Below are 19,240 nucleotides of genomic sequence, written 5' to 3'. Positions count from 1 at the left end.
CGGCCGACCGTGGTCGGACCGACTGGGGGACCGGCACGCGCTGCGTGTCGCCGACTGCTTGACGTGCCGGTCGAGTACCCCCACCCGGCCGCCGCAACCACCTGTCCACCCGTCCGCGCCGGTGGATCGGGGCCACCGGCGCGGTCAGGTCGGTCGGATCAGGTCAGGTCTGGTCGGACGACGTCAGCTCGCCGGTCCGCGTCAACCGGTCGGCGAGGTCGCGCAGCCGGGTGTTGGTCCGCTGGCTGGTGCGCACCAGCACGGTGAACGCCTGGTCGGCGGTGAGCTTGTGGCGCTCCATCAGGATGCCCTTGGCCTGCCCGATCAGGTCGCGCGTCTGCACCGCCTCGGCCAGGTGCTCCTGCTGCTGGGCAGTGGCCAAGGCCACCGCGGCGTGGCTGGCGAACAGCCTGCCGACGTGGTGGGACTCGTCGTCGAACGCCTCGACGTCGGGGGAGTAGAGGTTGAGGGCGCCGAGGTCGTCGTCGCGCACGTACAGCTGGAACGACAGCATGCTCGACACGCCGAGCCGCCGGGCGCGTTCGGAGAAGGCGGGCCACCTCGTCTCGGCCGCCAGGTCCGGCACGCTGACCTTCTTCTCGTTGAAGAGCGCTTCCAGGCACGGTCCCTGGCTGGTCTCGAACTGGACCTGGTCCACCTCGCCGGGCAGGTCGTCGGTCATCGCCACGGTGTCCACCTGGCGCTTGCCCACGACCGTCATGATCCCGGCGTGGCGCGCGCCCGGCACCGTCTCCACCGCGGCGCGCACGATCGCGTCCAGGGTGTCCTGGGCGCTGTCCAGCTCGTGCAACGCGCGTGCCACGTCGCTGAGGTGCGTCGCCAGGTCGTCACGGTCCCCGCCGCGCGTTGCCACGCTTCCGGCGTCGTACCCGTTCCGGCCCTCGTTCCCACCAGTGGTGTCGTCGACCACGGTCCACCTCCAATCACGTGGCTACCCGTTGGTACACGGTCCCACTCCTGCGCACGGCCGGGGTCACAACCGGGCTGCCGCGGCCCACCCGGCGGTGTTTCGGTGGGGGTGTCCCGGGAATTCGGCAACGACACACCGAGCGAGGGGAGCGGACGGTGCCTGCTCAAGACCGTCCCGGACGTGGCACGACCCCCACCGTGGCCGACGCGCTGGTCGAGCGGCTGCGCACGTGGGGCGTGCCGAGGGTGTTCGGCTACGCGGGCGACGGGATCGACCCGATCCTGGCCGCCCTGCACCGGGCCGACGGCGACCCGGAGTTCGTCGCCACCCGGCACGAGGAGATGGCCGCGTTCATGGCCTGCGGGCACGCCAAGTACACCGGGGAGGTGGGCGTCTGCCTGGCCACCCAGGGACCGGGGGCGATCCACCTGCTCAACGGCCTCTACGACGCCAAGCTCGACCGCCGGCCGGTGGTGGCGATCGTGGGCCAGGTGGTGTCCACCGCGCTGGGCACGGGCTACCTGCAGGAGGTCGACCTCCACACGTTGTTCAAGGACGTGTGCGGGCAGTACCTCCAGACGGTGTCCGCACCCGAGCAACTGCCCGTGCTGCTGGACAACGCGATGCGGACCTCCATCGCCGAGCGGGTGCCGACGTGCCTCATCGTGCCGCACGACGTGCAGCGCGCCGACGCCGTGGAAGAGCTCCCGCACACGCACGGCGTCGTGCCGTCGTCGGCGGTCACCGCCCGTCCACGCGTGCTGCCGCGCGAGGACGACGTGCGCCGGGCCGCCGACGTGCTCAACGCCGGGCGCAAGGTCGCGTTGCTGATCGGGCGCGGCGCGGCCGGCGCCGAGCAGGAGGTGGCGCGGGTCGTCGACGTGCTGGGCGCGGGCGCCACGGCGTCGCTGGTCGGCAAGCCGGTGATCCCCGAGGACGCGCCCTGGCACACCGGCGTCATGGGCCACCTGGGCACCACCGCGTCCGCCGAGCTGATGGCGGAGTGCGACACGCTGCTGATCGTCGGCTGCAACGACCCGTGGACGGAGTTCTACCCCGAGCCGGGGCAGGCGCGGGCCGTGCAAGTCGACATCCAGGCGCGCGTGGTGGGCAGCAAGTACCCGGTCGAGGCGGCGCTGGTCGGCGACTCCGCCGAGACGCTGCGGATGCTGCTGCCCCACCTGCGGCGCAACCCGGACCGCGGCTGGGAGGAACGGGTGTTCGAGAGCGTGGCGCGGTGGCGTGCCGTGGCGGGCGACCGCGCCCGCACGTCGGCCGACCCGCTGAACCCGGAGTCGGTGGTGCACGGGCTGTCGGGCGCCCTGCCGCCGGACGTGCAGGTCGCCGTGGACGTCGGCTCGGTGACCTACTGGTACGCCCGCCACCTGGCCCTCCCGGTCGGCGCGCCCGCCCACACGTCCAGCTACCTGGCGTCGATGGGCTGCGCCCTGCCCTACGGGCTGGCGGCCAAGCTGCACGCGCCCGACCGGCCCGTCGTCGCCCTCGCGGGTGACGGCGCGATGCAGATGAACGGGCTGCTGGAGCTGATCACGGTGGCCGACCGCTGGCGCACCTGGGACGATCCCACGTTCGTGGTGCTCGTGCTGCACAACGGCGACCTCAACGAGGTGACCTGGGAGCAGCGGGAGATGGAGGGCGACCCGAGGTTCCCGACCTCGCAGCGCGTGCCCGAGTTCCCCTACGCCGCCTACGCCGAGCTGCTGGGCCTGCGCGGCATCCGCATCGACTCACCCGATCAGGTGGCCAAGGCGTGGCACGAGGCGTTCGCGGCCGACCGGCCCGTCGTGGTGGAGGCCGTGGTGGACCCGGCGGTGCCGCTCCTCGCCCCGCACCTGCCCGACGAGAAGGTGGAGATGATCCACAAAGGACTCGACCAGGAGCCCGGCGGCGACGCCGAACGGGCGCACCTGCGCCGCCAGCGCCTCGCCGAGGGCCACTGAGTCCGGACGCCACGCCGTCCGCTCACCGGGAGCGCGCGTCCACGTCCAGCGTGTGGCCGTCCTCGCCGCGGGCCCGCCACGCGGCGAGCACGAGCGCCCCGTGCAGCAGCACCGCGAGCCCGCCGGCGAGACCCGCGACCCACGTCCACCACGGGGAGTGCCGCCGCCCGTCGACGGACGAGTCCAGCACCCCGCGCGGGTCGTAGGCGACGACCAGCCGGTCGCCCGCGCGGACGGGCGGGTCGGCGTGCGGGGTGAGCCTGGTGTACGTCAGCCGGTCGGGACGGCCGTCGTCGCACGACAGCGTGGCGGTGTAGCGCCTGGTCGTCGTCGGCTCGCCGCCCGGCCCGCCGCCGGTGGTGGTGTCCGCGAACACCACCTCGTCCACCGTGCACGTGTGCTTCGCCCCGACCGGCCGGAACGCCCACCCCTCCACCACCGGGACCGCGGCGACGACGGCGACGAGCATGACGGCCCCGGCGTAGAAGCGCAGGGACTCCGCCCGACCTCCCGGCCGGAGGTGGTTGGCGTCGGCGTACAGGACGACCTTGAGCACCCACCAGAGCCCGAGACCCACCACGGGCGGCAGCACCCGCGCCAGCACCCCGGACGGCACGGCGCGCGTCGCCAGCTGGGCGGCCCCGGCCATCGCGGCCACGACCAACGGCACCGAGCAGACCGCGAACACCAGCCACCCCGCGAACGCGCGCCTGCTCATCGCACCCCGCCCTCCGGCAGCCGACCACAGCGCCGTCGACGCTAGCGCCGGGGAGGCCGCCGCCACGTCGGGTCGGGCGGGGTTCGCCCCATGAGAGCAGCCGGGTCGGTCACCGCGACGTCGGCGGATCGGCCACCACCGTGCCCTCGGGCAGCCCGAGCACGTCCCAGCCGTCCTCGCGGACGTCGATGCACAGCCGGTGCCCGGCCAGCGGCAGGTTCTCGATCTTGAGCGGCACCAGGCGCTCCGGCACCGCGGGGGCGAGCTGCACGCTCCCCGACGGCAGGTCCGGCTGGAACCGCAGCAGCGTGCGCGTCAGCAGGATCGGCGCGGCGGCGGCCCACGCCTGCGGGGAGCACGAGGTGGGGTAGGGGACCGGCACCGGGAACTCCGCGCGGTCGAAGCCGCAGAACAGCTCCGGCAGCCGGCCGCCGAACCGCCGGGCCGCGTCGAGGACGCCCATCGCCACCTGCTGGGCCTCCGCGACGAACCCGTACCGCATCAGGCCCGCCGCCGCGATCGCCGTGTCGTGCGGCCACACCGACCCGTTGTGGTAGCTCATCGGGTTGTACGCGCCCATGGTGTCGGCCAGCGTCCGGACGCCGAAGCCGGACCACAGCGCCGGGCTGACGAGGTGCCGCGCCACGGCGTCCGCCTTGTCGTCGTCCACGATCCCGCCCCACAGGCAGTGCCCCATGTTGGACGTCAGCGAGTCGACCGGTCGCTTCGCGCCGTCCAGGGCCAGCGCGAACCACCCCTGCTCGGGCAGCCAGAACCGCTCGTTGAACGCGGCCTTGAGGTCGGCGGCCCGTCGCCGGTACTCCGCCGCCGTGCGCTCGTCGCCCTGCGCCACCGCGATGTCCGCCCGCGCCGTGTACGCCGCGTACACGTACGCCTGCACCTCGGCCAGCGCGATGGGTGGTTCCGCCATGCGGCCGTCGGCGAAGTTCACGCCGTCGAACGAGTCCTTCCAGCCCTGGTTGAGCAACCCCCGGTCGGTGGCCCGCTGGTACTCGACGAAACCGTCGCCGTCGCGGTCGCCGAAGTCGCGCACCCACGCCAGGGCGCGGTCGGCGGCGGGCAGCAGGGCCGCGAGGTCGGCCGCGGGCAGGCCCCAGCGGTGCAACTCGCCCAGCAGGGCGACGAACAACGGGGTGGCGTCGGCCGTGCCGTAGTAGGCGCTGCCGCCGCCCAGCGCGAGGGCCGCCGCGCGGCCGAGCCGCACCTCGTGCAGGATGCGCCCCGGCTGCTCCTCGGTCAGCGGGTCCTCCTTCACGCCCTGGTGGTCGGCCAGCGTCTGCAGCGTGCCGAGCGCGAGCCGCTGGTCCAGCGGCAGCGCCATCCAGCTGGTCAGCAGCGAGTCGCGGCCGAACAGGGCCATGAACCACGGCGCGCCCGCGGCGACCACGCGCCGTTCCGAGTGCCGCGGGTCGTGGATCTGCAGCGCGCCGAGGTCCGACGCGCTCGTGGCCAGCGTGGTGACGAAGCCCGACGCGCCGGTGGTGATCTGCGGGGTCGCCATGCGCCACGCGCGCAGCCGGCCCGCCGGGGACGCTGCGACGTCCTCGTCCGACCCGGTCGCGCCGCCCACGGCGGCCTGCACCACCAGGGAAACGGACCACTCGTCGCGCGGCGGCACCATCGCGTGGAACGTCAGCTGCCGCGGCGCCACGTCGGGGTCGCCGTCGGCGGTCACCGTCACCGTCCGGCACTGCTCGGCGCCGGGGCAGAGGAACGTGAGACCCTCGCTGCCGGTCGCGGACTCCACGTCGTGGTGCGAGCGCGTCCGGCCGTCCTTGACCTCGAACAGGTCGGCGAAGTCGGCCTCCGCCAGCACGGTCACCGTCAGCGCCGCCGCCTCGTCCGCCAGGTTGCGCAGCACGACCTGCTCGCGCATCCCGGCGCCGACCTGGCGGCGGCGCAGCACCAGGATCGTGCTGTCGGCCAGTCCGCCGCGCGGCCTCGTGCGTCCCACGAACGTGGCCGCGTAGGGCGCGCTGTCGAGGGTGCTCAACGACTCGACCGGCGTGCCGTCGACGTGCAGCTGCCAGCCGGACAGGACCCGGGTGTCCGCGACGAACAGCCCGTGCGGCCGGCCGGGGTGGATGTCCCCGTCGGACGAGCACTGGCAGAACGTCGAGCCCTCGACGAGCGTGGTGACGCCGCCGCCGTTGCCGGTGGCGGGCGGGGCGGCGCCGGACGTCCAGGCGGTGGTCATCGCGTCGTCACCCCTCGCCGCGCACGGTCTCGTACAGCCGGATGTGGTCGGCCACCATGCGCTCGGTCGAGAAGTACTCCGAGACGGCGGCGCGGCAGTCCTCCCGGCGCAGCCGGTCCACCCGGTCGACCGCCGCGACGAGCTCGGCGTGGTCGGCGCAGACGAACCCGGTGACGCCGTGCTCCACGATCTCCGGGGCCGACCCGGTGGCGTACGTGAGCACCGGCGTGCCGCAAGCCAGCGCCTCGATCATCACCAGCCCGAACGGCTCCGCCCAGCGGATGGGGTTGAGCAGCGCGCTCGCGTCCGCGAGGAGCCGGAGCTTGTCGTCCACGTCCGCTTCGCCGACGTACTCGACGTCGCCGCCCAGCAGCGGCTCCACCTCGTCGTGGAAGTACGCGAACTCGGTGGCCTCGCGCATCTTCGCGGCGATCTTGAGTGGACGGTGGCAGGTGCGGGCGATCTCGATGGCCTCCCGTGCCCCCTTGTCGGGTGTCATCCGACCGAGGAACAACAAATACCCACCGTCACCTCTCCCGGAGGGGAACCGCTCCGGGTCCACCCCGTGGTGGATGACCGAGTGAACCCGGACATCCGGCGCGCGGGCGGCCTGGTCGTGCGAGATCGCGACGACCGGCAACCGACTGCCGTAGAAGCCGTAGACGTGCCGCAGGTCCCCGGCGAGCGGACCGTGGCAGGTGGTGACCACGCGGTCCCGCCCGGCGGCCACTGCCCACAGTGGACCGATCTGCGTGTGGTCGTGCACGACGTCGCGGTCGGCGAGGCAGTCGTACGCCCACGCGGCGTGGCTGAGCTCCACCTCGCCGAAGCCGATCCGGTCGCCGGCGGCGCGGTCGCGGACGGATCGCGTGGGCACCGGGACCTCGCTCTCCCCGACCGTGAACACGACCACGTCGTGCCCCGCCTTGGTGAGCCCGCGGGCGAGGCAGTCGACCACCGTCTCGATTCCGCCATAGGACGGCGGCGGGACGGGAATCCACGGCGGCGCGAGCAGCCCGACCTTCATCGGAACACCCCCACCGCCCGGTTCACCCCAAGGAGTGGTTGCGCGCCAGCGGTCGGCCCCGAGAGGCGCGGCGCCCGCTGCGGGGCCGAGGAGTTCGCCATGACACATCCGCTTCCGCCCGCCGCGTCCACTGGGAGGGCGCGGTCACCGGCGAGGTACCCCGCTCCGCCGCGCTGACACGTCACCGGCCCGGTCGGCCACCGATCAGGGCACCCCGTCCGTCGCCCCGCCGTCCGTCGCCCGCCGTCCGGCCCGCCGTCCGGCACCCGACGGGGGTAGGGTCGCCGCCGACCGGGCCGCACGGGCGCCGGTCCGTGACGACCGGAGGTGGGGGTGCCGGAGTTCCTGGCCACCGGCGACGACCGGATCATGGAGTTGTTGACGGACACGGCGGACGCGATGGCGGCCGAGTTCGGCCTGTCCCGCGCCGAGGCGGTCGCGAGGGTCAACGAGTACTGGTCCACCCGGCAGGACCTGCTGGACGACGGGCTGCCCACCCACGAGGAAGCCGAGTACTGGGCGTCGTTCATCTACTACGCCGAGGGCACGCCGTTCTGGCGCAAGGACGCCGACCGGTCGGCGTGGCGACCCCGGCCCGCGCCGGCCGAGGATTCCGGCTTCTGGACCGTGTGACCCGACGCGCAAGACGACCGGTTCCACGTATTGCCCGTCCGGTCTACGTCCCGCCGCGGGACAGGGGCGGGAGCGCGTTGAGCCGTCTTGTCCGAGGGGGGAATTCCGGCGCGGTGAGCATTCGCGCACTACAACGAGGCGCTCGACCGACGAAGTCTTGTGGCCGGGCGCGCGGCGCGCTTACGCTCCCGGCGGTTCGAGCGCTGTGCGCAGTCTGGGGGAAATCCGTGTGGTCGGCCGTCGCGCCGGGCGCTTTCGCGCGCCCAGATCCGTGGTACCGCCGCTCGCGCCTTTCCGCACGGCCGCGTCCGCGGTGGGCGTCGTCGGAACGGGTTTCCCGCGGCCGGGTGACCTCGGCTACCGGCGCGTGAGGTTCGTGGCCACGGCCCGGTGAGGCGCGGGCGACGTCACGGCGCGCAGCGGGAATCACACCAGGTGGCTGGCGCTTCTTCGAAAGGGATGGTGTGGTGAGTCGTATTTCGCGTGCCAGGCTCAGACGTTCGGTGCAGGTGGCGCTGGCGGCTGTGGTCGGGGCAGTGCTCGTGCCGGTCGTCGTGTCCGGCGGGAACGTGGCCGGCGCGGTGGTGGCGGCCCAGTGCAAGCCGACGGCGGACTTCTTCGTCGGCATGAAGGCCAACTCGGAGCTGCACCACCGGTCGCTGCGGAAGCCCGCGTCCGGCGACCGGCTGTTCAGCGCCGGCACCAACCTCGGCAGCGGGTGGGAAACCCGGTACATGGCCGGGCCGAACGGTTACGTCTACAGCATCGCGACCACGGGGGAGATGCACCGGCGCCAGTGGAACGGCACCGGCTGGGCCGGCGCGCCGCTCGTCTCCGGCAGCGGCTGGGACACCTGGAACCACGCGCCGCACCGCACGCGCATCACCGTCGACAGCGACAACTCGATCTACCGCGTCGCGCCCAACGGCAACCTGGAGCTGGGCCGGTACGGCTTCTCCACCCAGGCGTTGACGACGAAGGTCATCGACACCCAGACCGACTGGTCCAAGTACGAGTTCATGTTCGCCGCGGGCAACGGCGTCATCTACACCCACGACACGTCCCAGCCCGGCGGCGCGCTGTACCGGAGCCACTACGACCTCGCCACGGGCGCCTTCCTGGAGCGCGAGAAGTTCCTCGGCGTCGGCTGGCCGCAACGCTGGTTCGCCTCCGCGGGCGGTGACGTGTTCTACGGCCTGATCGGCGACCAGATCTGGTGGTACCGCTACCTCCCTGCGGAGGGCCGGTTCACCGAGAGCGCCTACGGCAACCTGACGCAACCCCTGCACTCCTGGCCCAAGGTGGACGAGATCGCGGTCTCGGTGGACTCCTGCCGGCTCGGCACGGTCGCCGCCGACGTCGAGTGCGCGCCGTCGGCGAACTTCTGGGGCTTCGCCAACGACAACACCATGACGCTGCGCCCGCACACCGAGCCGGAGACCGGCATCACCGCCTGGGCGCCGTCGACGCAGGCCGCCACCGGCTGGACGCACCGGTTCCTCAGCGCCCCCAACGGTTACAAGTACTTCGTCGCCAACGGCGAGCTGCGCCGGCACCGCTGGGTCGACGGCGCCTGGGACAACAACGGCCAGTACGCCGTGATCGCCACCGGCTGGGGCGACTGGGAGGACGTCCGCTACCGCTACCGGTACACAGTGGACTCCAGCTCCGCGTTCTACCTCGTGCCGGCGAGCGGCGTGCTCGAACGGCGCGTGTACGACGACACCGCGAAGACGTGGACGAGCGAGGTCCTGGACACCGGGTGGGGCCGTTACGACCACGTGTTCGCCGCCGGCGACGGCGTGCTGTACGCACGCGACCCGGCCGTGGAGAACGGCGCGGTCTACCGCCACCACTACGACACGACGTCGCGCCGCTGGCTGGACCACGGCACGAAGGTGGCGACCGGCTGGAACAAGTACCGCAACCTGGTGTCGCCGGGCGCGGACGTCATCTACGGGTTCGACGGCAACTACCTGGACTGGCGGCGCTGGGACGTGACCGCCGGGAAGTTCGCCACGAGCGCGGCGGGGGCGACCGTCGAGCAGGTCTGGTGGTGGGCCGACATGCGGGAGATCTCCGCGGACATCGACGCGTGCTCGCTCGTGACCCCGCCGAACCCCGTGCTGCCGACCGTGGCCGCGCCGTCGAACGAGCGCGCGCAGATGATCTACAACACCGCGTCGCAGCGCCTCGAAGTCGCGTACGTCCACGACAACGGCGTGCTGCACCACGGCTACCAGCTCGCGGGCTCGGAGGCGATCGAGTTCAGCGCCCTGGCCGGGTACCTCCAGCACACCGGCCGCGCGACCCTCGCGCAGCGCCAGGACGGCCGGGTGGTCGTCGCCGCGACCAGCCTCGACGGCCAGGCGGACACCTACGCGCAGGACGGCGTGGGCGGCCGGTGGACGGGCCCGACGCCGCTGCAGGGCGCCTTCCCGACCAGCCCCGCGCTGGTGCGCGGGTCGAACAACCTGCTGACCGCGTTCGCGGTGAACGGCGACGGGAAGCTGTGGTACGCCGAGCAGTTCGACGCCGCCGGCGGGTTCAGGCCGTGGCGGCAGGCCTCGGGCGACCCGGGGTACACGATGACGTCGAACTTCGCCGTGGTGCCGAGCGGTGACGGCTTCGAGGTCGCCTACCACAACCCGAGCGGCGTCGTCGCCGTGAAGCGGTTCCAGTCCGGGACGATCCAGCCGCAGCGGATCGCGGGAGGCATCACCGCCGTGGGCTCGCCGGCCGCCGTGGTGTTCGCCGACGGCAAGGTGCAGCTGGTCAGCCGCGGCTCGGACGGCAGGCTGCACACGCAGAAGGAGGGCGCGTCCGGCTTCGGCGGGTGGACCGACATCAGCGACGGCCTCACGTTCACCGGCTCGCCGACCGCACTGCTCAACACCCACGGCATCGTGGAGGTCGTGGCGCGCACCCAGGACGGCATGGTGCACCGCAACGGCCAGACCGCGCCGGGCTCCGCGACGTGGCGGAACTGGGAGACGAACCTCGACTCGGCGGTCACGGACCCGGTCCTGACCGCCGCCACGGGCAACGAGCAGCGGGCGTTCTTCCGCGACGGCTCGGGCTCCTACTACCTGTGGCACCTGACGGCGTACACCTCCACGCCGACCGTCACGTCGCAGGACACGGGCCAGTCGAAGACCGTCGCCATCCGCACCACGAAGGGCAGGGCGTAACGACGTGGCGCGGTGCCGGGCGCTCCCCGGCACCGCGCCACGTCAGTCGTCGGCCCCGATCGGAACGGCACGGGCTCGGCCGACGTCACACGGCTGACGTCCAGGGCGTCCGGCGCGAGTACCAGGGTGTGCGCGCCGGCGCTCGGACCGTTCCCGGTCGTGGCCACCCTCAGCACAGCTCCGGTGTCGGCGCGCCGCGGTTCCGGTTCACCCAGAGCACTCCGACGTTGGTGCTGCACGACTACGTCTGACGCCTGCCCGCCGAACCGATCACCGGGGACGTTGCCGATCACGTCGGCGACGTCCCTCGGCCGTGCAGCGGGCCGTCACTCCGCGCCCGGACACCTCGGCAGGGGAGCCGGGGTGGTGGCGGACGGGTCAGGACGAGACGGCGGCCCGCGCCTCGGGCAGGCTCGGGTACAGCCGCAGCAGGTGGTTCAGCATGGCGGCCCGCAACGCCCGCAGCGGGCTGCCCGCCGGCGCGACGACGCGCAGCGGCGTGCCCTGGCGGTCGCCGACGTGGTGGTACTCGACCAGCAGCGCCATGCCGACCGAGGCGACGAAGTCCACCGCGGTCAGGTCGACCACGACCGGCACCCGGCCGTTCGCCGCGGCGTCCGCGAACGCCGGCGCCAGCTCCCCGCGCAGCACCGGCTCGGTGGTCGAGTCCAGTTCGCCCGCCACGTGCACGACGATGGCGTCACCCAGCCGTTCACGCCGCGTCCGCAACGGTTCGTCCTGCTGGTCGTGCTGTTCCTGACCGGTCGACACACCGCCTCCACTCCGGCTGTCTACAGAGCGCAACGATACGGGCAATCCGCCGCACCACAAGATGCCCACGGTGACACGCTGGTACCCACCCACACCGAGCGTCACACCCGGTCGATATCTCGGTCACCATAATCACTTCAGTGTTGACTAAAATGTATCGCCGACGTCCACGACCTTCTCAACCCACGGCGCATCGGCCAGAGCCACATCGAGGTACGTCGTTGTTCGCGGCGACGCTGTCGTCGGGCTCGAAAGCGGGCAGCTCCGTCCGCCACAGCAACCCGCACGTCGTCATTCCGGACAATGCCGCCACGCGGCGGACTCCAACGCCTCCACCGGACGTCACCGTGGAGGATCGGCAGCGATCGAGGCGGCGACCACGTGACGCCGGTCGCCGCCTCGACATCGAGCGAGGCGTTAGAGCTTGCCCGCGCCGGAACCCGCGGTGACCGACGACTTCACCGTGCTGACGTCGTCCGCCGCGTAGCCGTACGGGACGGGCGCCACCGTGCCGTTGGCCTCGCACGGGCCGGAGTTGGTCAGGGAGTTGTCGCGCGCCACGAGACGTCCGGGATCGGAGTCCGCGTACCCGCTCGCCGACCAGCACGCCTGCCGGACGTTCTCGAAGACGTTCCTCTCCACGAGGAGGCCGGCGTCCATGAGCGACGCGATGGCGTACGAGTCGGCGTTGTTGTTGACGTTGGAGTAGTAGTTGTTGAACACGTGGACGGTCTCGCCGAAGCGCACGCGCGGGCTGCGTTCGAAGGTCCGGTCGAACCAGTTGTGGTGGTACGTGACGCGCAGGTGGCCGCGGTCCTCGCTCCCGTTGCCGTCGGAGTGCCCGACCAGCGACGTCTTCCAGTGGTTGCGGATGACGTTCCACGAGACGGTGATGTAGTCGGCGGCGTGGGTGATGTCCAGCATGCCGTCGTAGAAGTCGGGGTGGTCCTCGATGGTGCTGGACATGGTGTTGTGGTCGATCCAGATGTGCGTGGCGCTCTCGATCTGGATCGCGTCGCGACCGGGCACCCCGCGGATGTTCATGTTCTGGATGATCACGTTGGCCGGGCGCATGTCCTCGATGTTGAGGGTGGTCCCGGAGATGCCCGAGTTGGCGCCGACGCCGCGGATCGTCTTGTTCGCGCCGATCGCCACGGTGCCCGAGCCGGCGAGCATGCCGTTGACCAGGATGGTCTTCGCGCCCGCGGACTGCGCCTGGGTCCGGAAGTCGGCGAACGTGCTGACGGTGACCGTCGCGCCGCCCGCGCCGCCGGTGGTGCCGCCCGCCTGAGCGGCCCAACCGACGAGCCCGCCGGGCGGCTGCGGCTGCGGGTCGCCGCCACCGGTCTCGACGTCGAGGTGGTCGACGTTGGGCAGGCCGCCGGACGTCGTCGGGTTCAGCCGGATGGTGTTGCTGCCCGCGTTCACCGGCACGCTGAACGTCTTGGTCACCCAGGTCGACCAGGCGCCCGTGCCCTCGAACGACGGCGACTGCGCCGCCGACCCGTTGACGACCAGGGTGGCGGGCCTCGCCGTGGTGGTGCCGTTGGCGAACCGGACGCCCAACGTCGCCGTGCCCGCGGCGGCCGCGTTCACCGTGAACTGGACGTAGCCGCTCGTGGAGTTCGTGCCGTTGCAGAACCCGCTGCCGGAGAAGCCGGGCCAGTTCGAGTCGAGGGAGCCGGCGCACACCGCCGCCGAGCCCTCCGCCTCGTACCGCGTGGGCGCGGCCTGCGCGGCGGACGTCGTCATCGCCACCAACGCGCCAGCTAACAGCCCGACGCAGGCGATCATGGGTTTCACGCGCATAATTCGTCTCCGTGGCGTAGGCATGAAGCGATTCCGACGCAATGGCGGACACGATGTTCCCAGGTGCTTCATTGCGCCGCAGGACGGGAAACCACTTCGGATGCTAGGAGTCCGGGAACTCCTGGTCAACGCTCATGCGGCGAAAATGCGCGCCGGTCATGCACGTGAACAAATCGGTCACGCACGTGAACTGCTGGCGTGCATTCGGACGTAAGGCGCACAGATATGTGAATTCGCGCCGGTCTTGCCGCGCCGCGGGTGCGCGTGACCGTCCGGCGATGTCGGATCGGCGTGTAGTTCGGCCAGCGTGGGACGGGGCGGAGTTCGGCTGCCTGCGCGCGTGGACCGCGACGGACTCCAGCCTTCCCGCCGCGCCGCGGCACGGAACGTGACCCGCCGACCCGATCGGTGGGGTGTGTCGTCAGCCCGACCGGTCCTACGCGTCACCGCGCATCGAGCGGCGGATCTCTTCGAGCTTGTCGAGCCCGGCCTGTCGCCGTGCCTCGAACTGGTCCTCGACCGCCTTGGCCTCGGGGATCGCGTCGGCCAGCTCACCGGCGCCGAGGCTCGTCGCGACCCGGCCCTCGATCCGGTCCCGCACGTGCTCGAAGGACGGCACGCCGTCCTCGCTGTAGTCGGCGGGCGGCGCCACCGGCCCGGCCGGCTCGTCCTCCACGATCTCGGCGTCGATCACCGGTTCCCGGTCCCCGCTCATCGCCCCAACTCCATTCGCCGTGCCGACCCCGAGGCTACCCCCGTGGGCCGGGGGGCATCGACGCGCCGCGACACCGGTGTCCGCCGTCCCCCGTTCGAACGTGTTCGGCAGTACCCCATCAGGTACTGCCGCGCGGCGGTTCGCCCGTAGCAAGGTGAAACCGGGCCGATCGACCCGTCGGTGCGATCGGCATCGCATTATGTGGTAGGAGCGAGAGGAAGGCGTCCGACCATGTCCACAGAACCCGGCGAGTACGCGCTCGCCAACGGAATCCGGCTCTGGTACCGGGACGAGGGAAAGCCCGGCGGTGAGCCGCTGGTGCTCATCATGGGCCTGAACTCGCAGCTGATCTTCTGGCCCGACGAGTTCGTCGCCGCGCTGGGTGACCGCGGGTTCCGCGTGATCCGGTTCGACAACCGCGACTGCGGCCTGTCGGACAAGATCAAGGCGGACGTCGACGGCAGGAGCCCGCTGTACCACCTGGTCGACATGGCCGACGACACCGTCGGCCTGATGGACCACCTCGGCATCGCGAACGCGCACGTGGTGGGCGCGTCGATGGGCGGCATGATCGCGCAGCTGGTGGCGATCCACCACCCGGAACGGGTCCGCACGCTGTGCTCGATCATGAGCACCACGGGCAACCCGGCGGTGGGCCGGCCCACGTTCGAGGCCGTCCAGCAACTGCTCAAGCCGACACCGTCCGAACGCGAGGCGGCCATCGAGCACATCGCCGAGACGTTCCGCGTCATCGGGTCGGTGACCCACGCCGAGGCCGAGGAGGAACGGCGTCGCCGACTCGCGGAAGCGTCCTACGACCGCGCGTTCCACCCGCAGGGGACGCGGAACCAGTTCGCCGCGATCGCCGCCGCCCTCAACCGGACCCCGGCCCTGCGCGAGCTGACCGTGCCGAGCCTGGTCGTCCACGGCGTGGAGGACGCGCTCATCGACGTCAGCGGTGGGCGGGCCACCCACGAGGCACTCCAGCGCTCGACGTACGTGGAGTTCCCCGACATGGGGCACGACCTGCCCGAGCCCTTGTGGCCGGACATCGTCAACGCCATCGCCGCGAACGCCCACCAGCGCGCCGCGGTCGCCACCGACGCCGTCGCGGGAACCGCGAGCGTGTGAGCGGCGGGCGTGAGCGGCGGCCGTGTGAACCTCGCTGCGCCTGACCCTCGGTGCACGGCCGGCCGCGTCCGCCACGAGCGGTGCGGGAAGACCGTCGGATCGGTTGTGTTTCGCCGCCTCGCGGGTCACGTCCGGTAGCGGGCCGCGCGAGATCGGGGTGTGATCGCGCGCTTCCGGGTGGCTGTGGCACGGCTCGTTGCCGCGTCCACAGCCCCTTGCGAAGGTCGTGTGATGACTGAGTGTCTGGCGAGGCCCGTCGACGAGCAGCGGTCCACAGTGGTCGCCTCGTTCCCGGACCGGCGGGTGTGCGGAAGTACGGGTACCGCCCCGACGACTACCCCCACGCCCACCGGGTCGGACAACGACTCCTGTCGTTGCCCCTGACACCGGGCATGGACGAGACGGACGTCCGGCAGGTGATCAACGCGGTGCGGAGGGTGGTCGGTCGGCACGCCCCTTGTTAGTACCCCAGGTGGGTATGCTAGCGTTCGCCGCATACCCCCATCGGGTATCTGAGAAGGGATTCGCCGAATGTGCACGAGCTGTGAGACCCCCGCCGCGACGACCGCCGGTGAGGCGTCGACCGATGGCCTCGACTTCGTCGTCCAAGGCATGACCTGCGGTGGGTGTGCGACCAAGGTCACCAACGCCGTGCAGGGCGTCGCGGGGGTGACCGACGTGGCCGTGGACATCACCGCCGGCACGCTGAGCGTCACGGGTTCCGCCGACGAGGCCGCGATCACCGCGGCGGTCGAAGGGGCGGGATACGCGGTCGTGCGCGCGGGCTGACCGACGTCGCCGCGACCCTGTGGGGCGCCACCGGACGTGGCGCCCCACAGGGCTCGTCGAGGGATCAGCCCGCCGGCAGGAGGCCCTGCATCTCGGTGATCTCGGCCTGCTGGGAGTCGATGATCCGCTGGGCGAGCTGCTTCGCGTCGGCGTTCGCGCCCTGCCGGAGCTCGGTGTTCGCCATGTCGATCGCGCCCTGGTGGTGCCTGATCATCATTCCCAGGAACAGCCGGTCGAACTCGGCGTCCTTCGCCTGTTCCAGCGCCTCCATCTCAGCGGCGCCCATGCCGGTCTTGTCCGAGCCGTGGTGCGTGCCCGGCGTGTCCGTGCCGTGCGCCTCGGCGCCCCAGTCGCGCAGCCACTCGGTCATGGTCTTGATCTCCGGGTCCTGCGCCTCCTCGATGCGCGACGCGAGGTCGAGCACCTTGGTGTCGGACGTCCGGCCCTGCGCGAGCGCGGCCATCTCGAGGGCGCCCTGGTGGTGGGGGATCATGCCCCGCGCGAACGCGATGTCCGCGTCGTTGTGCTCCCCGGACGGCGCGGCGGAGACGCCGGCGGCGCTCGTCGTGCCCGACGGGGCGCCCCTGTCGTGGCCGCCGCTGCCGCACCCGGCGAGCACGAGTCCGGTGGTCAGGACGGCGAGCGCCGTCCCGACCAGGTTCTTCCTGGTCATGGCGTGTTCCTCTGCGTTGTGAAGTCGGGCTGGCGCGCGGCGTCGCGTCGACGTCCGGCGAGGACGTCACGCGCCGCCTGTCACAGCCGCAGCACGCAGAGGGTGGCGAGCAGCGCCGGAGCGCCGCCCGGTCTCGGGGGTGGGGAACGGGGGCGTCCCGCGTGCCCGGCGACCGACGTGGGCCGGTGGAGGGCGTCCCGGCGGTGGAACGCGCGGAAGATCAACGCCAGGCCGAGCGTCGCCGCCAGGATCGCCAGGCACAGGTGCGCTGTTCCGTGCTCGTCCGACGGGGAGGGCGCGTGCCCGGCGGGCTCGCCGTGCGCGCAGCAGTCGACCACCGTCGCCACCGCGGACGCGGGGTGCTCCGGCCCGCCGATGTGGTGCATCCCGATCACGGCGAACGCGACGACCCACACCAGGGCCGCCCAGTGCGAGGCGCGGATCGGGACGCGGCGGAGCACGGCCCCACCCTACACAACCTCCTATGGTGGATAGTTGGTGCCGCTCGTGGGGCGCAGGTCAGGCGGATGGCGGCGTGAGGAGGACGTCGATCCGCGTGAAGCCGTTGATGACCACCGCGGGGGAGCGGGGCAGGTCGTCGAGGCGTCCGACGAGGCGGGCGTCCGGCCACCGGGTGACCAGCTCGCGCAACGCGACCTCGATCTCCAGGGCCGCCAGGTGGCTGCCCACGCAGCGGTGGATGCCGTGGCCGAACGCGGTGTGGCCCAGCGCGCCGGCGCCCTGCTCGCGGGTGGGGTCGAAGCGGTCGGCGTCCGGGCCGAAGGCGGCGGTGTCGCGGTTGGTCGCGCCGACGTTGACCATGATGATGGCGCCCTCGGGGAGCACGGTCGTCCCGTCGAGCTCGACCGGCGCCGTCGCCAGGTAGTGCGGGACGTTGCGGATCGGCGGGTCGAAGCGCAGCGTCTCCTGCACGACGGCGCGCACCAGGTCGGGCTGCCGGGCGACCGTCGCCCAGGTGCCGGTGGCCAGCATTGCCGCGGCGGCGTTGCCGATCGCGGCGGTGGTGGTCTCGTGCCCGGCCGCCACCAGCAGCACGGACGTGGTCAGCAGTTCGTCGGGGGTGAGGCGGTCGCCGTCCACCTCGTCGTGGACCAGGGCGGAGAGCAGCGACCCGTCCGGCTCGGCGCGCTTGGCCTCGACCAGTTCGGCCAGGTAGCCGGCCATCGTCCCGGACGCGGGGATCTGCTGCTCGGGGATCTCGGTCATCATCGCCGACGACCACCCGGCCAGGTCGGTCCGGTCCTGCTCCGGGACGCCGAGCAGGTCGCAGATCACCGTCAACGGCACGGGGAGGGCGAACCCGCGCACCAGGTCGACCGGCGCGTCGTCCGGCATCTCGTCCAGCAGGGCGCGGACCACCGTCGTGATCCGCTCCTCCAGGCCCAGGACGCGACCGCGGGTGAGCGCCCCGGCGACGAGCTTCCGCAGGCGCGAGTGGGCGGGCGGGTCGGTGTTGAGCATGGACTCGCCGATGATGGCCGACACCTCGGGGGAGCGGCCCGCCTCGACCATGTGCGTGGCCATGGCCGCCCGCAGGGCCGCGGCGTCCTTGGACAGCCGTGGGTCGGCTAACAGCGCACGCGCCCGCTCCGGACCGACCGTGACCACGTGGACGCGGACGCCGTTGGGCTGCGTCGCCACGTGGACCGGGCCGGCCCTCCTGGCGTCGTCCTCGATCCCGTGGTGCTCCCACCCGCGCAGGTCGCCGCCGAGGAGGAGTGGGAAGTCGGACAGCGGGAGGTGTCGTGGGGCTGACGTCATCGCGCGCGGTTCTCCTGGGAGGTGGTGGGAGTGTCGAGTGGTCGACGCGGTGGCCTCGACGTGGATCATCGACAGCGTCGCACCGCGGGTCGCGTCAGGCAACGAAGTGACACCCCGGCCGCATGCCCGACCGATGTGGTCGGCGTCACATTTTTGTCGCCCGGTGGGTGTCGTTCCCGGCAACTACCGTTCGTCGCTCCGATGACAGCAGGCAGAGCGGAACCACCGAGGAGCATCCATGCGCACCCTGATCACCACCGCGTTCGTCTCGCTCGACGGCGTCGTCGAGGCGCCGGGCGGAGAACCGGGCTACCGCAACTCGGGCTGGACCTTCCAGGACATCGAGTTCGACCCCGCCGCCTACGAGCTCAAGGGCCGGGAGCAGGACGAGGCCGCGGCCATGATGATGGGCCGGGTCAGCTACGAGGCGTTCGCGCCGGTGTGGCCGGGCATGACCACCGAGTTCCCCCGCTACAACGCGATGCCCAAGTACGTCGTGTCGACCACGCTGCGGGACGAGGATCTGGTGTCCAACTGGGGCGAGATCACCATCCTGCGCTCGCTGGACGACGTCGCCGCGCTCAAGGATACCGAGGGCGGCCCGATCATCGTCCACGGCAGCGCCGCCCTCAACCGCGCCCTGGCCGACGCCGACCTGGTCGACCGCTACCACCTGCTCCTCTTCCCCGTCCTGCTCGGCGCGGGCAAGCGGCTCTTCAGCGACACGGACAAGGGCAAGCAGAACCTGAAGGTGGTCGAGAGCGAGACCTACGGCAACGGCATCCAGAAGCTCGTCTACGACGTCGTCCGCTGACCGGTCCGGACCGCGGGCGCGTCACCCGCCGCCCGCGGTCCGCACGGCGTCGAACCACGGGGCCGGACCCGCGTCCG

General features: G+C 72.2%; 17 protein-coding genes. 7 read left to right on the top strand and 10 right to left on the bottom strand.

Annotation, left to right across the window (positions count from 1 at the left end; translation table 11 throughout):
* Window positions 1-163: 163 nt before the first annotated feature.
* Entirely contained in the window at window positions 164-874 is a 711-nt protein-coding gene (locus ACRAKH_RS20160; RefSeq protein WP_380722313.1) for an ANTAR domain-containing protein, read from the bottom strand.
* A 212-nt stretch (window positions 875-1,086) separates the two neighbouring features.
* Here ACRAKH_RS20160 and ACRAKH_RS20155 point away from each other — a divergent pair, with 212 nt between their 5' ends.
* Entirely contained in the window at window positions 1,087-2,892 is a 1,806-nt protein-coding gene (locus tag ACRAKH_RS20155; protein ID WP_447009166.1) for a thiamine pyrophosphate-requiring protein, read from the top strand.
* 22 nt (window positions 2,893-2,914) lie between these two features.
* Here the strand turns inward: ACRAKH_RS20155 and ACRAKH_RS20150 are convergent, their stop codons facing one another.
* The 3 genes from ACRAKH_RS20150 to ACRAKH_RS20140 all read right to left on the bottom strand — a co-directional run bounded on the left by ACRAKH_RS20150 (window position 2,915) and on the right by ACRAKH_RS20140 (window position 6,855).
* Entirely contained in the window at window positions 2,915-3,610 is a 696-nt protein-coding gene (locus ACRAKH_RS20150) for a hypothetical protein (RefSeq protein WP_380722317.1), read from the bottom strand.
* A gap of 109 nt (window positions 3,611-3,719) precedes the next feature.
* A complete protein-coding gene (locus ACRAKH_RS20145) occupies window positions 3,720-5,828 on the bottom strand; it encodes an amylo-alpha-1,6-glucosidase (protein ID WP_380722319.1) in 2,109 nt (702 codons plus the stop codon).
* Window positions 5,829-5,835: 7 nt separating this feature from the next.
* A complete protein-coding gene (locus ACRAKH_RS20140) occupies window positions 5,836-6,855 on the bottom strand; it encodes a glycosyltransferase family 4 protein (protein WP_380722321.1) in 1,020 nt (339 codons plus the stop codon).
* A 333-nt stretch (window positions 6,856-7,188) separates the two neighbouring features.
* On the opposite strand from ACRAKH_RS20140, the gene ACRAKH_RS20135 reads away from it, so the two are divergent.
* Together ACRAKH_RS20135 and ACRAKH_RS20130 are read left to right on the top strand one after the other, a co-directional pair.
* Entirely contained in the window at window positions 7,189-7,488 is a 300-nt protein-coding gene (locus ACRAKH_RS20135) for a hypothetical protein (RefSeq protein WP_380722323.1), read from the top strand.
* 509 nt (window positions 7,489-7,997) lie between these two features.
* The gene (locus ACRAKH_RS20130) at window positions 7,998-10,679 is read left to right on the top strand and encodes a tachylectin-related carbohydrate-binding protein (protein ID WP_380722325.1); all 2,682 of its coding nucleotides are present in this window, start codon (window positions 7,998-8,000) and stop codon (window positions 10,677-10,679) included.
* Between the two features lie 378 nt (window positions 10,680-11,057).
* Here the strand turns inward: ACRAKH_RS20130 and ACRAKH_RS20125 are convergent, their stop codons facing one another.
* From ACRAKH_RS20125 to ACRAKH_RS20115, 3 genes are all read right to left on the bottom strand, one after another.
* Window positions 11,058-11,450 carry an STAS domain-containing protein gene (locus ACRAKH_RS20125; RefSeq protein WP_380722327.1) on the bottom strand — a complete coding sequence of 131 codons (393 nt, stop codon included), beginning with the start codon at window positions 11,448-11,450 and terminating at the stop codon, window positions 11,058-11,060.
* Window positions 11,451-11,867: 417 nt separating this feature from the next.
* On the bottom strand, window positions 11,868-13,259 hold the full coding sequence (locus ACRAKH_RS20120; protein ID WP_380722329.1) for a pectate lyase family protein: 1,392 nt from the start codon (window positions 13,257-13,259) through the stop codon (window positions 11,868-11,870).
* Window positions 13,260-13,695: 436 nt separating this feature from the next.
* The gene (locus ACRAKH_RS20115) at window positions 13,696-13,974 is read right to left on the bottom strand and encodes a hypothetical protein (RefSeq protein WP_380722331.1); all 279 of its coding nucleotides are present in this window, start codon (window positions 13,972-13,974) and stop codon (window positions 13,696-13,698) included.
* A gap of 231 nt (window positions 13,975-14,205) precedes the next feature.
* Here ACRAKH_RS20115 and ACRAKH_RS20110 point away from each other — a divergent pair, with 231 nt between their 5' ends.
* The 3 genes from ACRAKH_RS20110 to ACRAKH_RS20100 all read left to right on the top strand — a co-directional run bounded on the left by ACRAKH_RS20110 (window position 14,206) and on the right by ACRAKH_RS20100 (window position 15,894).
* Window positions 14,206-15,105 (top strand): alpha/beta fold hydrolase, encoded by a 900-nt coding sequence (locus ACRAKH_RS20110; protein ID WP_380722333.1) that lies wholly within the window; start codon window positions 14,206-14,208, stop codon window positions 15,103-15,105.
* A 239-nt stretch (window positions 15,106-15,344) separates the two neighbouring features.
* Entirely contained in the window at window positions 15,345-15,569 is a 225-nt protein-coding gene (locus ACRAKH_RS20105; RefSeq protein WP_447009165.1) for a DegT/DnrJ/EryC1/StrS family aminotransferase, read from the top strand.
* 67 nt (window positions 15,570-15,636) lie between these two features.
* Window positions 15,637-15,894 (top strand): heavy-metal-associated domain-containing protein, encoded by a 258-nt coding sequence (locus tag ACRAKH_RS20100; protein ID WP_380722337.1) that lies wholly within the window; start codon window positions 15,637-15,639, stop codon window positions 15,892-15,894.
* 64 nt (window positions 15,895-15,958) lie between these two features.
* Here the strand turns inward: ACRAKH_RS20100 and ACRAKH_RS20095 are convergent, their stop codons facing one another.
* The 3 genes from ACRAKH_RS20095 to ACRAKH_RS20085 form a co-directional block, all read right to left on the bottom strand.
* Window positions 15,959-16,567 carry a DUF305 domain-containing protein gene (locus tag ACRAKH_RS20095; RefSeq protein WP_380722339.1) on the bottom strand — a complete coding sequence of 203 codons (609 nt, stop codon included), beginning with the start codon at window positions 16,565-16,567 and terminating at the stop codon, window positions 15,959-15,961.
* An 80-nt stretch (window positions 16,568-16,647) separates the two neighbouring features.
* A complete protein-coding gene (locus ACRAKH_RS20090; protein WP_380722341.1) occupies window positions 16,648-17,028 on the bottom strand; it encodes a hypothetical protein in 381 nt (126 codons plus the stop codon).
* 58 nt (window positions 17,029-17,086) lie between these two features.
* Window positions 17,087-18,349, bottom strand: a complete 1,263-nt coding sequence (locus ACRAKH_RS20085; RefSeq protein ID WP_380722343.1) for a cytochrome P450 — start codon at window positions 18,347-18,349, stop codon at window positions 17,087-17,089.
* A gap of 238 nt (window positions 18,350-18,587) precedes the next feature.
* On the opposite strand from ACRAKH_RS20085, the gene ACRAKH_RS20080 reads away from it, so the two are divergent.
* Window positions 18,588-19,163 (top strand): dihydrofolate reductase family protein, encoded by a 576-nt coding sequence (locus ACRAKH_RS20080; protein WP_380722345.1) that lies wholly within the window; start codon window positions 18,588-18,590, stop codon window positions 19,161-19,163.
* Window positions 19,164-19,240: the final 77 nt, after the last annotated feature.

It is taken from the genome of Saccharothrix hoggarensis, from assembly GCF_052936025.1.
The sequence above is the reverse complement of the archived record's forward strand: the minus strand, read 5'-3'. Positions and strand labels throughout refer to the sequence as shown.